12 protein-coding genes are annotated in these 13,609 nt (G+C 69.1%); 8 read left to right on the forward strand and 4 right to left on the reverse strand.

Annotation, left to right across the window (positions count from 1 at the left end):
• The first annotated feature begins 141 nt into the window (after nt 1–141).
• Nucleotides 142–1,188 (forward strand): homocysteine S-methyltransferase family protein, encoded by a 1,047-nt coding sequence (locus H0I39_RS10725; RefSeq protein WP_180550469.1) that lies wholly within the window; start codon nt 142–144, stop codon nt 1,186–1,188.
• A gap of 88 nt (nt 1,189–1,276) precedes the next feature.
• Here the strand turns inward: H0I39_RS10725 and H0I39_RS10730 are convergent, their stop codons facing one another.
• Nucleotides 1,277–2,017 carry a hypothetical protein gene (locus tag H0I39_RS10730; RefSeq protein ID WP_180550470.1) on the reverse strand — a complete coding sequence of 247 codons (741 nt, stop codon included), beginning with the start codon at nt 2,015–2,017 and terminating at the stop codon, nt 1,277–1,279.
• 151 nt (nt 2,018–2,168) lie between these two features.
• On the opposite strand from H0I39_RS10730, the gene H0I39_RS10735 reads away from it, so the two are divergent.
• A complete protein-coding gene (locus tag H0I39_RS10735) occupies nt 2,169–2,408 on the forward strand; it encodes a helix-turn-helix domain-containing protein (RefSeq protein ID WP_257646105.1) in 240 nt (79 codons plus the stop codon).
• Here the strand turns inward: H0I39_RS10735 and H0I39_RS10740 are convergent.
• The 3 genes from H0I39_RS10740 to H0I39_RS10750 form a co-directional block, all read right to left on the reverse strand.
• The gene (locus tag H0I39_RS10740; protein WP_257645754.1) at nt 2,380–3,387 is read right to left on the reverse strand and encodes a DMT family transporter; all 1,008 of its coding nucleotides are present in this window, start codon (nt 3,385–3,387) and stop codon (nt 2,380–2,382) included. The two genes, H0I39_RS10735 and H0I39_RS10740, sit on opposite strands and share 29 nt — an antisense overlap.
• Nucleotides 3,388–3,590: 203 nt before the next feature.
• Entirely contained in the window at nt 3,591–4,265 is a 675-nt protein-coding gene (locus H0I39_RS23280; protein ID WP_180550472.1) for a 4'-phosphopantetheinyl transferase family protein, read from the reverse strand.
• Between the two features lie 144 nt (nt 4,266–4,409).
• Complete coding sequence (locus H0I39_RS10750) at nt 4,410–8,546, reverse strand: Pls/PosA family non-ribosomal peptide synthetase (RefSeq protein WP_180550473.1); 4,137 nt, start codon at nt 8,544–8,546, stop codon at nt 4,410–4,412.
• Between the two features lie 278 nt (nt 8,547–8,824).
• On the opposite strand from H0I39_RS10750, the gene H0I39_RS10755 reads away from it, so the two are divergent.
• The 6 genes from H0I39_RS10755 (at nt 8,825) to H0I39_RS10780 (ending at nt 13,427) form a co-directional block, all read left to right on the forward strand.
• A complete protein-coding gene (locus H0I39_RS10755; RefSeq protein WP_180550474.1) occupies nt 8,825–9,091 on the forward strand; it encodes a hypothetical protein in 267 nt (88 codons plus the stop codon).
• 119 nt (nt 9,092–9,210) lie between these two features.
• Nucleotides 9,211–9,510, forward strand: a complete 300-nt coding sequence (locus tag H0I39_RS10760) for a hypothetical protein (RefSeq protein WP_180550475.1) — start codon at nt 9,211–9,213, stop codon at nt 9,508–9,510.
• 59 nt (nt 9,511–9,569) lie between these two features.
• Nucleotides 9,570–9,941, forward strand: a complete 372-nt coding sequence (locus tag H0I39_RS10765; RefSeq protein ID WP_180550476.1) for a hypothetical protein — start codon at nt 9,570–9,572, stop codon at nt 9,939–9,941.
• 45 nt (nt 9,942–9,986) lie between these two features.
• Nucleotides 9,987–11,639 carry a DUF4384 domain-containing protein gene (locus tag H0I39_RS10770; RefSeq protein ID WP_180550477.1) on the forward strand — a complete coding sequence of 551 codons (1,653 nt, stop codon included), beginning with the start codon at nt 9,987–9,989 and terminating at the stop codon, nt 11,637–11,639.
• A gap of 37 nt (nt 11,640–11,676) precedes the next feature.
• Nucleotides 11,677–12,873, forward strand: coding sequence for a tetratricopeptide repeat protein (locus H0I39_RS23725; RefSeq protein ID WP_180550478.1), 1,197 nt, complete (start codon nt 11,677–11,679; stop codon nt 12,871–12,873).
• A 29-nt stretch (nt 12,874–12,902) separates the two neighbouring features.
• Nucleotides 12,903–13,427, forward strand: a complete 525-nt coding sequence (locus H0I39_RS10780; protein ID WP_180550479.1) for a pentapeptide repeat-containing protein — start codon at nt 12,903–12,905, stop codon at nt 13,425–13,427.
• Nucleotides 13,428–13,609: the final 182 nt, after the last annotated feature.

Consider the following 13,609-nt stretch of genomic DNA (forward strand, 5'->3'; position numbering starts at 1 on the left):
CTGGCCGCGGAAGGCGGCGTAGCCGAAGGTCTCGTTCAGGATGGCGAGGGGGCGGTCGGGGCGGTCACGGGGCGAAAAGCAAAACACCCGATTGTCCTCGTTGCGGGCGGGCGCATGCCCCGCTGCCTAGAATCGCGGCCCATGCAACCCATCGCCTACACGCGCGCCGCTGCGCTGCCCGACATCCTGCGACAACGCCTCGTCATCCTCGACGGCGCCATGGGCACCATGATCCAGCGCTTCAAGCTGACCGAGGCGCAGTACCGCGGCGAGCGCTTCGCCGACTTCCACCGCGACGTGAAGGGCAACAACGAGCTGCTGTCGCTCACGCGCCCTGACGTGATCCGCGACATCCACGAGAAGTACCTGGCCGCCGGCGCCGACCTGATCGAGACCAACACCTTCGGCGCCACCAGCATCGCGCAGGCCGACTACGACATGGCGCACCTGGCGCGCGAGATGAACGTCGAATCGGCGAAGCTGGCACGCGCCGCCTGCGACAAGTATTCGACGCCCGAGCACCCGCGCTTCGTCGCTGGCGCGCTCGGCCCCACGCCCAAGACGGCCAGCATCAGCCCCGACGTGAACGACCCCGGCGCGCGCAATGTCGATTTCGAGGCACTGCGCGCCGCGTACTACGAACAGGTCGAGGGCCTGGTGGAAGGCGGCGCCGACGTGCTGCTGGTCGAGACCATCTTCGACACGCTCAACGCCAAGGCCGCGTTGTTCGCCATCGACGAGTTCTTCGAGAAAAGCGGCGAGCGCCTGCCGATCATGATCAGCGGCACGGTGACCGATGCCTCGGGCCGCGTGCTGAGCGGCCAGACGGTGACCGCCTTCTGGTACAGCGTGCGCCACGCGCAGCCGTTGTCGATCGGCCTGAACTGCGCGCTGGGCGCCACGCTGATGCGCCCCTACATCCAGGAGCTGAACCGCGTCGCGCCCGACACCTTCATCAGCTGCTACCCCAACGCCGGCCTGCCCAACCCGATGAGCGACACCGGCTTCGACGAAACGCCCGAGGTGACGAGCCGGCTGATCCACGAGTTCGCCGCCGAGGGGCTGGTCAACATCGTGGGCGGCTGCTGCGGCACCACGCCGGATCACATCGGCGCCATCGCCCAGGCCGTGGGGCCGCTGAAGACGCGCGGCGTGCAGCCGGCGGGGTTCTACCGCGCGGCGGCATAACCCTGCGCTTTTGTCTTGGCGACAAGCGCGGCAGTGGGCCGGGCCATGGGAAGCCCGCGCCACTGCACTTGGCGTTCAGGACGCCGACTTAGTCCTTACGGGCAACGTAGATGAAGCCGTCGCTCTTGGCACTGTTCAGGGCCAAAGCCCACAGACTGCGCTGGGCAGTGTCATACACGGCAATGCCCCTTACCGTGGTGCCGTGGCCCAGCGCGCAGGTGCTGCCCTGAAAAGTGATCGTCACATCGTAGACGTTCTTGCCCGATGCACGTGGCAACACCCAGCCGGCCCCGCCGCAGCCCTGGGTGCTGGGTAGGGTGATCAGACCGTCGACACCAATGCTGACCCCGTAGGCCTGCGGGAAGGTCGTGCCAGTGACGCCCTCGCCCGAAAAGAAACCCACGAGGGTCGCCAGTGACGCCGGCTGATCGTAGCTGTCGTCGTAGCGGCCGGTGAATGTCGATCCGTTGGAGAGGCGGACGTCGATCTGGTTTCGGGCACTGAAAGTGCCGGCGTAGCTGGCGTCGCTGACGCTGCGGGCCGGCAGATTGAAGTCCCGGCCCGAACCCGAAAGCTGGTCACCCCTGAAGCTGGTGGTGCCGGTCAAAGCGCCAACGATGTAGCCACCCGACGCATAGATGCCCCAGCTTTGGCCGTCCTCCAGCACAGCAACAAAGACATCCGTGCCGGTCGAGGCATGGCCGACCCAGAAGCCCTCCGGGCTCGCCTGCGGCGTGGGCTCCGGAACGGGGGTGTCGTCGTCTCCGCTGCCGCCGCAGGCGGTCAGCACTGTGCACAGCAGCGCGACCACTGCCAGTTTCTTGCTCATATGTCCTTCCTTCTCCGAATTGATCATGGTGGGCGTCAGCCCAGATGATCGTAGCGTAAAAGTCGTAAATGGACTATTCCGATTAGGAATTCAGCATCGGCGCGTGCCCGTCTCCGTCCATCACCCGCGCTACCAGGCCCTGCAGGCGGCGATGACGGCTTGTCGCAAGAAGGCTGGGCTATCGCAAGCCCTGTTGGCGCAGCAACTGGAGGTCGGCCAGTCCTACGTGTCCAAGATTGAACGCGGAGAGGCCTACGTCGATGTGCTGCTGTTCGTCGACTGGTGCCAAGCCTGCGGAGTCAGGCCAGGGGTCGCTCTGGACCGTGTGCTGGCCACTTTGCCAAGCCCCACGGGTCGCCCGGTCAAGCCCAAAATTGAAAGTTTCTGGTGATGGTCACGTAATGATGTCGATGAATTTTCATTCTCAAATCATTGATGTGCATGCACCGGCAACCATCCCAACCTGGACGCACGATCCGGATGTTGACCCGCTTCAATCCCGCCGCAGCAGCACCGCCCCAATCGCCACCACCACGCACACCATCGCCGCCAGGTCCTGCCAGCGCGGCCATTCGCCCACGATCAGCGGCGCGCTCAGGGTGCCGATCAGCGGCACCGCCAGCACGCTCATGGCGCTGGTGGCCGGCGGCAGCGCGCGCCAGGCCGAACCAGATCACCTGCGCGGCGCCGTAGTTGATCAGCACCGCCCACGCCAAGCTCACCCACACGCCGGCGCTGAAGTGCCAGGTCTGCGGCGGCTCCAGGGCCACGGCCAGCACGGCGATCACCGCCGCCGACCAGGCCATCATCCACACCACCAGCGCCTCGGGCGGCAGCGTCAGCCGGGCGCGCCGCATCCAGATGGTGCCCAGCGCCCAGCACAGCGCGGCGCCCTGCATCCATACGATGCCGGCCGGGCTGCCGGCCAGCCGCGCGAACTCGTCCCACAGCAGCAGCGCGATGGCGGCCAGCACCGCCGCCGTGGCCAGCACCAGCCGCGCCGTCAGGCGCTCGCGGTAGAACAGCACGCCCAGCAGCACCGTCCACACCGGCATGGTGAAGCCGAGGATGGCCGCGCGCCCGGCGGGCAACTGCGTCAGTCCGATGATCGATAGCCCATGCCAGCCCAGGATGTTGGGCAGGCCCAGCACGCCCACGTCGCGCCATTCGGCGGTGCCGTGCGGCAGCATGCGCACGCCGCGCGCGCGAAAGAACAACGCCAGGGCCAGCGCGCCCAGCGCCATGGTGACGGCGCGAAAGTGCAGCGGTTCGATCTCGCGCAGCGACAGCTTCATCACCGGCCAGTTCAGCCCCCACATCAGCGTGAGGACGACCAGGCCGATGAGTTGGCGGCGGGTGAGGGCGGACATGGGGGCGAGCTTATTGACTTGAAAGAAGCAACCTGAAAACCTTTGAACGCAGAAATTGCCAAGGCAGCGCAAAAGACGCAGAAGCATCATCTGCCGTTCATCAAGCAAGGAAGATAGCCACCATCGCTTGTGAAAGCTGAAGTCACACAAGGTTTTCACCCTCTTGTTCTGCGTCTTTTGCGAAGTCTTGGCGTTCTCTGCGTTCAAGAATTCAGCGCATCTTCAAGCCGACAGCTTTCCCATCCATGGCGGTTGCGCCAGGCCACGGCCGCCGTGTGGCCGGCGGCCCAGGCGGGCAGTTCGACGCGGGCGGTGCGCAGCGCGCGCAGACGCTCTTCCAGCGCCGGGTGCCATTCGATCAGCGGCTGACCGAGGCATTTGAGCGCCGCCTCGTGCCCAGCCCAGGCGCGCATGAAAGCTATTGAAACAATAGTTTCTGGCGCTTGCCAGTCAAGCGCTGCAGCCGTTTTTGGCTCTAAATACAGCCTGGCCAGGCGATGCATTTCTTCGGGCGCCGGCGCAGTGTCGTGCGCCACCACGTCGACGCCCACGGCGCCACCCGGGAGCAGCGCCAGCAGGCACAGGCCGCGCTCGTGGCTGACCGACAACCCGACGTGATCGAGCCCGGCGGGCGGCGTGACCGGGCCGCGCCAGCGTGCGCGCGGCGGCTGGCCACGCTGGTTGCCGATGTCGAGCGCCTCGGGCGCGCAGCGCAGCACTTCGGCCAGCGCGGCCGCCAGCGCCGCGCGCGCCTGCTGTCGCGCGGCGTTGCGCGTGGCCTCGGGAGGCCCCGGTTGCGCGGGCACGGGCAGCGCGAGCACGCGCAGGCCGTCAGGCGCCGATGGGGCGTCGATGCGGCAGGCGACCGACGCGGTCACGGCGCCGCGCACTCCGCCGCTGCAAGCAGACAGGCCGGGCCGGACTTGGCGGAAGCGGCCTTGCCCGCGATCACCGGCCCGCGCGCGGCAGGCGCCGCATCGCGGCCAAGGCCCGTTCCACCAAGCCGGGGCGCCACCGCGCCCTCATCGCCACGGCGAAGCCGGCAGGCCGTGCCAGCGCGTGCGCGGCGGAATGCTCTCGCCCTTCATCACCAGCGTCAGCGGCCCCAGCTGCGCGCCGTCGCCCACCTGCGCGCCATACAGCACGGTGCAGCGCGGGCCCAGCGTGACGCGGCTGCCGATCTTCACGTGGTCGATCTTCATCACGCGGTCCTCGAACAGGTGCGTCTGCGGGCAGCACAGGGCGTTCAGCTCGCTGTGGTCGCCGATGTGCACGCAGTCGAACTCGGTCATGTCGGTGGTGTCCAGGTACACGCCGCGGCCGACCTTGGCGCCCAGCAGGTTGAAGGCGTCGCCCAGCCAGGGCGTGCCGCGCAGGTAGCGCAGGAACCAGGGCACGGCGATGCCTTCGTACAGGTTGGTCGCCGCCTCCGACAGCCAGACGAAGGGCGTCCACATCGGCACCGAACGCTGGCGGTATCGGCCCACGGCGAGCCACTTGAACAGCGCCACGAACAGCAGCGTGGCGAAGCCGAACAGCACGCCGCCCACGGCCAGGTCCAGCGCCACCAGGCCCCAGCGGTCGGCCTCCGCCAGCGGCATGGCGTCCAGCACGATGGCGTAGCCCACGGCGATGACCAGCGCGTGCGGCGCGGCGATGCGGAAGGCTTCCACCAGCCCGCGCGCCAGCTTGCGCCAGGGCGAGGGCGCGAAGGTCAGGTGCTCGGGAAAGCCCGTCACCACCTCGCGCGCCGGCAGGTGCAGCGGCGGCGAGCCGAGCCAGGTGTCGCCGTCCTGCATGGTGGCGTTGCGCGGCACCGCGCTCATCACGCCGATCAGCACGTTCTCGGGCACGGTGGTGCCGTCGGGCACGTAGGCACCGTTGCCGACGAAGCTGCGGCGCGACACCACGGTGGGCTGCACCGTCATCCAGCCGCCGTCGATGTGCTCGTCGCCCAGCATCACGGCGTCGGCGATGAAGCACTCGTCGCCCAGCGTCAGCATGTCGGGCACCACGCCGAGCGCGGTGGACAGCTCGGTCTCCTTGCCCACCTTGGCGCCCAGCAGCCGGTACCACGGCGCCGAATACACCGTGGCGTAGATGCCGTGCAGCACCGCCAGGCTGGATTCCTGGATCTGGCTGACCAGCCACTTGGCCAGATAGCGGTTGCTGTGCACCGGCCAACTGCCGGCCTTCATCTTCGGCAGGAAGGCCCAGCGGATCAGCGCCGACAGCAGCACGGTGGCGAAGATGAACACCAGGCTGGCCGGCAGCGCCAGCAGGAAGAACTTCACCAGCCGCAGGCCGAACGCCTGCAGCGCGGTCACGCTGCCGTCGTCGACCAGCGGGCGCACCGACAGCTCGGGCATGTCGAGCCAGTCGATCAGCAGGAAGGTGGGGAACACCGGCATGAAGAACAGCACCGCGATGGCCAGCGCGCCGAGCACGAAGACGGCGCCCTCCCAGGCCTTGCGGCCGCTGCCGACGGGCGGGCGCGGGGGCAGGCTGGCCGGGTCGAAATCGCCCCGCTCGCGCGCTGGCGAACCGTGCCAGACCTTGCGCGCCGGAACATGCTGGCCGCTGGCGAGGGCCGACTGGCCTTCCAGGTGGCCGTATTCGCCGATGGCGGTGTCGCCTTCGATGACGACGTAGGAGCCGACGCAGGCCTCGGCGCCGACGTCGATGCGGCCCAGGTGCAGCAGGCCGCCTTCGACGCGCGCATTCTCCAGATTGACCGCGTTGCCGATGCTGGCGCCGGCGCCGATGGTCACCAGCTCGGGCACGCGGATGGTCACCGAGCCCAGGTTCGCATCGGTACCCACGCGCGCGCCGAGCAGGCGCAGCCACGCCGCATACAGCGGCGAGCCGTTGATCATGTAGGTGGGCGCGGTCTCGGCCAGCCGGTCGGCCAGCCACCAGCGGTAATAGGCGATGCCCCACAGCGGGTAGCTGCCCGGCTTCAGTCTGCCGCCGATGAGCCGCCGGCCAACCCAGGCGATGACGAAGTTCAGCCCGATGGCCACCACGAACGCCAGGGCCGACATGAGCACCGCGTAGGCGATCGAGTCCTCCGGGTCGCCGGTGTGGAAGTGGTAGACGAAGAACGGCGCCAGCCACTGCGCCATGGTCAGCAGCACCAGGAACGGAATGGCCAGCCCCTGCGCGATGCCGCAGCGCCAGCGGCGCCAGGCGCTGTGGATGACGAACGGCCTTTCGGCCGCCGCAGCCCCGGTGTCGATCATGCCGGCCGACAGCGCCTCGGTGATCAGGCCGATCCTGCGGTGGTTGTAGATGTCGGCCACGGTGGCCTGGGCGAAGCGCGGGTCCTGCCGCAGCGTGGACGTGATGCGCGCGGCGAACAGCGAGTGGCCGCCCAGGTCGCTGAAGAAGTCCAGCTCGCGGCGGATCGGCTGGCCGGGGAACAGCTTTTCGAGCGCGGCGAACAGCACTTCCTCGGCCGGCGTCTCGGGCAGGTCGCTGCCCTCGGCCGGCGCGGCGGCGGCCAGCGGCTGCGCCTTCAGCACCTTGCGGTCGATCTTGCCGCTGGGCAGGCGCGGCATGGCGGGCAGCGCCTCGAAGCGCGCCGGCACCATGTACGGCGGCAACTTCTCGGCCAGGCCGGCGCGCAAGGTCTTGATGTCCGGCGCCCCGCCGGCGCCGGGCCGCCCCAAGCCGGCGGCGGCCCCTCGGGGGCAGCGCACCACGCGCAGCGGGGAGCGTGGGGGCTCACCAGTCGGCACGTAGAAGGCGACGAGCTGGTCGATGCCATCATCCTTGCGCAGCAGCACCGCCGTGGTGCCCACGCCGGGCTGCGCCGCCAGCACGGCCTCGATCTCGCCCAGCTCGACGCGGAAGCCGCGAATCTTCACCTGGTCGTCGGCGCGGCCCAGGCACTGCATCTGCGGCGTGCCGTCCGACTTGTATTCGACCTTGGCCAGATCGCCTGTGCGGTACAGGCGCGCTTCCTGTTCGTTGCGCGCCCAGGGGTTGGGCAGGAACTTCTCGGCCGTCAGCTCGGGCCTTCCAAGATAGCCGGCGGCCACGCCGGGGCCGGTGATGCACAGCTCGCCGGTTTCGCCGAAGGGCAGAATTTTCAGCGGCGGCACCACGCCGTTCACGATGCTGTCCGGGTCGATCACCTCGATGACGAACAGGCCGTAGTTGGGCAGCGCCTCGCCAATCGTCACCGGCTCGCCGGCCTTGAGTTCGGCCAGCGAGGCCGACACCGTGGCCTCGGTCGGGCCGTAGGTGTTGAACATTTGCCGCCCCGGCGCCCACTTCTCCACCAGCGTCTGCGGGCACATCTCGCCGCCCAGGTTGATGATGCGCAGGCCAGGCACGTCCTGCGCGAACAGCGCCAGCAGCGTGGGCACGGCGTGCAGCACCGTCACGTCGTGCTCGATCAGCGCACGTGGCAGCGCCTCGGGGTCGCCGGCGATCTCCTTGGGCGCGATCCACAGCGTGGCGCCGACGAGGTAGCTGATCCAGATCTCCTCGAAGCTCATGTCGAAGGCGACGGAAAAGCCCTGGTAGACCTTGTCGTCCTCGCGCACGCCGAGGCGCGCGTTCTCGCTGCGCAGGAAGTGCGCGATGCTGCCCTGCGTGATGGCAATGCCCTTGGGCTTGCCGGTGGAGCCGCTGGTGTAGATGACGTAGGCGGTGTGGCTGGGCAGCGCGCCTTCGCGCCGGCGCAGTGCGGTGCCCTCGGGCAGCGGTGCCAGCAGTTCCTGGGCGGTCAGGATGCGGGCCGTGATGCCCTCCTGTCGCCGTGCCGGCTCGCCGTGCTGCTCATCGATCAATAGCGCCTTGGCGGACGCGTCCTCCAGGCAGGTGGCGATGCGGTCGGTGGGCACGTCGGCGTCGAACGGCAGCCAGGCGGCGCCGGTCTTGGCGATGCCCAGCTGTAGCGTGAGCAGCTCGATGCCGCGCGGATGCCACAGGCCCACCATGTCGCCGGCCTGCACGCCCGCCTCGATCAGGCGGTGGGCCACGCGGTCGGCGGCGGCGTCCAGCTCGGCATAGGTGACGTGGCGCGGGCCGAAGACCAGCGCCGTCTTGTCGGGGACGCGCGCCGCGGTGGCCTCGAAGATGTCGGCCAGGATTTCGCCGCGCAGCAGGTCGGGCCGGTCGGGGCCGTGGAGGATGGGAGTGTCGGTCATCGCAAGGGCTCAGTGGGCGCGCAGCGCGGCATCATCGACACGGCTATTCCATCAGGCATACGTCCGCAGGAGATGACCAAAAACACGGTCATTCCTACCATGCCGACCAAGGCATCGACGAAGTGAAGCACACGCTGGTCGACCCGCAAGAAACGAACAGCTCGAGACATGGGAGGCCAGGATGAAAAAATCGGGAGGTTGCTTGGCGTGACCCTGCTGGTCGGGGAGGGACCGCGGGGGCACAGAACAGCCAGAGCGTGCATGTTAATGGCGCCGTGGTGAACCAGGCTGTAGGCGGCGGCCACGCGATCATGAACGTCGCCTCGACCAAGGGTGGAGCGCCGAAGGGCCGCAACCGCCAGCAGGTCGACGTGAAAGGCGCCCTGGTCAACGCGGCCAGCCAAGGTGCGCGCAGCGAGCTGAACGTGGCTTCGGGCGGCCAATCGCCCGGCTCGCGTTCGCAGGTCGTCTCCATCGACGGCCCCATCGTCACCGGAGCCAGTGGCCGGGGCGTCAACAGCACCGTCAACATCGGCGGCCGCTAGGCCGCCTACCCAGGTTCGGCGCGTCGCGATCGCGGCAGTCGGACGAGCGTGCCGTCTGCGGCCCACGGGCTTCAGGGGCACACCTTTGTCAAAACAGTCTCTTTGGAAGGGGAATCATCATGAAAAAGACCGTCGCCATGATCGCCTGCGGCCTGCTGCTCGGCGCTTCGGCGCAAGCCGAAGTGAAGATCGGGGGCAACAACAAGCAGACCGTCACGGTCAAGAACGGCGCCGTGCTGAACGCCGCCGTCGGCCCCGGCGCGCAGGCCAAGCAGAACCTGGCCTCGAACAAGGGCAACGTGAAGATCGGTGGCAACAACACGCAGGAAGTGTCGGTCAAGAACGGCGCTGTGCTGAACGCCGCCGTCGGTCCGATGAGCAAGGCCGAGCAGAACCTGGCCTCCAACGAAGGGAAGTGAAGCCACAGCGGCCGGCGCGGCCCCGCCGCCGCCGGCCGCCGCCACACGAGGAGACGACCATGACCACCTCCACAGCCGAATGCCACCGCGCCGCCGTGCTGGCGACGTCGGCCCTGCTGCTGGCCCTGGCCTGGGCGGTTGCGCCGGCCGCGCATGCGCAGCAGAAGCCGCCCGCCGAGCGCCGCGCCATCGACCCCGCTGCACGCACCAAGGTCGGCAACGCCATGGCGCGCTCGCGCATCGAGCGCGAGGACGGCAAGCGCCAGGTCGACGAGCAGATGGACGCCCAGATGGGCGGCCAGAAGAACTGCACCACCAACATCGGCTCGAACCCGGCGCAGAAGCCGGGCGTCGGCCAGCGCTACGGCTCCGGCGGGAAGGGCGATCAGGTGATCGTCGTGCGCGGGCCGGTGATCAATGTCTGCAAATAGACACAACGACACCAGGCGGCCGCCGCGCTGCACAGGGAGGGGATCATGCGAAACACCATGGCAGGGCTGGCGCATCGACCGGCCTGGCTGCTGCTGGCCGCACTGTCGGGCTGCAGCCTCAATCCGACGCTGACCGACCGCGTCGACGTGATCGACAAGGCCACCGTGGAGCAGGCACCGCTGGTGTCGCCCACCAAGTCGGTGTCGGTGCTGCGCGAAGGGCTGGCGTGCATGGACCGCATGCTGGCGGCAGAGCAGGTGCCCACCACGCTGGTGGCGGTGAAATCGATCCCCGATCCGTCGGGCCTGTTTTCCACCGCAACCAAGGACATGGTGATCACCGCGCTGTCGCGCATGTCGCGTACCAGCCAGGCCTTCAAGGTGGTGGACTACGAGATCGACGCGCTGCGCCAGGACACTGTTCAGGCCATCACCGGCCTGCTGCTCAACAGCGGCCAGGTTGAGTTGCAGAAGCCGCAGATCTACCTCTCCGGCTCGATCAGCTTCGGCGACAAATCGGTGGTCGGCAAGCGCCGCACCATAGGGGTCTCCACCGCCAATACCGATACCGGCTACAGCTGGGACCTGCTGGGCACCGTGGTCGGGCTCGATCTGCACCTGGGGGACATGAACACCCGCACACTGTATTCGGGGCTCGACTCGGCCAACGAGGCCGTGGTGGCCACGGGCGGCAAGTCGGTCGAGATCGGCGCCAAGGCCACCGGCCTGCCCAAGCACATCTACCGCCTGGGCCTGCAGTACGAGGTGGCGGCCGACAACAACCAGGGCGCGGGCAGCGCGATCCGTCTGCTGGTCGACCTGGCGGCGATCGAGCTGGTGGGCAAATGGGCGCGCGTGCCGTACTGGGACTGCATCGACTACGAGCAGAACCACCCCGAATTCCTGCGCCAGGTGCGCCATTGGTACGAAGAGCTGAGCGTGCCCGAGCGCTGGCAGATGGCGCAGCGCGTGCTGCATGCGCAGGGCGCATGGAGCGACGAGGTGAATGGCCTCGACAGCCCGGCGTTCCGCAAGGTCGTAAGCCGCTACCAGGCCGCCAACGACCTGACGCCCGTCGGCACGGTCAACTTCGAGACCTACGCCAAGCTGATGCGCGCCTACGTCGGCATGACGGCAGATGGCAAGCTGCGGCGAGATGGTGTGTCGGCCCAGGCCGCGCTCAAACCCCATACGCCGGGCCTGCCCGAGAACGCGCCGCCGCCCGGCACGCTCGACGTCACGCTGGTCGGCAAGCGCGACAGCAAGACGCTGGCGATCGGCGAGGCCATCGTGGTCAAGGTGGTGCCGCCCAGCACCGGCTACCTCTACTGCTATTACCAGGACGCGGGCGCGGTGGTGAGCCAGATCTACCCCAACCCGGCGCAGCCCGCCGCCGTGGCGCAGGGCGGGCGGGCGGTGACGGTGCCGGACATGAGCGGGGCCAATCCGTTCCTGATCGAAGCGTCGAAGGGCGGGGCCGAGCAGGTGTACTGCGCGCTGTCGCCCAAGCCGCTGACGAGCCAGCTGCCGCCCACCTTCACCCGCGCCGACCTGAAGCCGATCGAGGGCGTGAAGTCGATGGACGCCGTGCGCTCGACCTTCGGTGCCTTCCGGCCCGGCGTGGTTGGCGAATTGCAATGGCAGGTCGAAGGCGCGCCTGGGAGCAAGGGTGGCGCCAAGGGAGGAGGTCGCAAATGACCCCTCGAACCTTGCACGCACGCTGCTGTGGCTGGCCGTGGTCAGCTGCACCGCCGGCCCGGCGCTGGCGGAAATCAAGTTCCCCGGCCAGGCAGGCGCCGCGCGCGGCAGCGACACGCAGGCACGCGCTGGCGGCGGCGCATCGGCAGGCATCGACAGTGGCGCCGAGGCTGCCCTGCGCGAGGGTCTGGAATACCACCGCAACAGCGGCGTGCCCATGGCGCCGGCCCTGGAGCGCCAGCGCCTGAAGCAGGCCGCCACGGCCGGCGACGCGCGCGGCATGGTGGCCTATGGCTGGCTGCTGGCCAACGGCATCGGCGGGCTGCGCGATGTGGAGCAGGCGCGCGAATGGATCAACGAGGCGCGCATCGCCGGGCTGGCGCGCGCGACCTTCGTCTCGTCACTGATCGAAGGGCGCATCTCGGGCGCGAAAAAGCGCGTCGAATCGCTGCAACTGCTGGAGCAGGCCGCGCGCGACGGCGACGCCATGGCCGCCAACAACCTGGGCGTGGCGATGGAGCTGGAGGGCAACCTGACCGGCGCCCGCACACTGTACGAAACCGCCGCCCTGCAGGGCAACGCGGTGGCGCGCGAGAACCTGGAGCGCATGCGCCGCCTCACGCGCGGCGGCGACGCGCTCAACCTGTCGCGCCTGCGCCTGCAGGCCGACGACGGCGACACCGACGCCATGCTGCAACTGGCGCAGCGCTACCACCGCGGCGAGGGCGTGCAGCAGGACTTCGCTCAGGCGATCCAGCACTACCGGCGCGCGGCCGACGGCGGCTCGCAGCGCGCGCGCGAGTTCCTGGCGCTGATCTTCAGTCGCCCCGCGCGCGACCCGGCGCAGATCTACGACGTGGCGTGGATGCGCGAGCTGGCGGCGCGCGTCAACATCCAGTCCGACCGGCGGGCCGGCGGTGGCGCGCTCAACAGCGACCGACCGCGCCGCAACGAAGACCCACTGGAAGGCCTGGCCGAGCAGCGCGCCAGCGCGCGTTCACTGGCGCTGATGGGCGGCGCGCCCACCACGGCGCTGCGCCGTGCGCCAGTGGAGCCCGCCGCCGAGCCCGCGGTCGAGCCTGCGCCGATGGCAGAGCCCGCGGTTGCACCGGCGCCCTCGGCCGCACAGGCCGCCGTGCCGGCGCCCGTCGAACCGCCACCGCCACAGGCCGCTGCACCGGCCGCGCCCGAACCTGCCGCCGAACCGGTGGAGGCCGAATCAACGCAGGAATAGACAGGCCATGTGCGCCAAGGAGATGAACCATGAAGTGGATGCTGGGATTGTGTCTTGCCGGGCTGGCCGCCGGCGCGGGTGCCCAAGGCGGCGCGCGATCGGAGGTCCGCGTGGGCGGTGAGAACACCTCACGCGTGGTGATCGAAGGCTCGGTCGTCAACCGCGCCGTCGGCAAGGGTGCCGTGGCCGAAACCAACATTGCCGGGCGGCGCAGCGTGGTGCGCGGCGACGCGGAGTCCTCGGTGACCGTCGGCGTACCCGACCGCCCGGTCGACCTGGGCGTCGACTTGGTCAACGCTGAACTGGCCGGCCGCGACCTGCGCGGCCACGTCTTCGACCAGCGGCGCATCGCCAACACCGACCTGGCCGGTGCGCAGTTGCGCGGCGCAAGCTTTCGCGGCAGCCGGCTGACCAATGTCGACCTCTCGGGCGCCGACCTGCGCGAGGCCGACTTCACCGGCGCCAGGCTGGTCAACGTCGATCTGGATGGCGCGCTGCTCGAAGGCGCGCGCTGGACCGACGGCAAGCCCTGCCGCGCCTCGCCCTGCCGCTGAGCCGTGCGGGTGTTGAACGAGTCCTGAAGATGAATGCCGCAAATACGATAGCTATAACTGTAGTGTTCATGGCAACCTGGCAGTATTTTTGGTGCCAATCAGCATTCCGATGTGCGGCTGAACAACGCGGTCGCTGGCGCTGACCCTCGCACGATGACGCAGTCCGGCACTCGCCGGATGCA

The organism is Ottowia beijingensis (assembly GCF_013423955.1).
Classification (GTDB): Bacteria; Pseudomonadota; Gammaproteobacteria; order Burkholderiales; family Burkholderiaceae_C; genus Ottowia; species Ottowia beijingensis.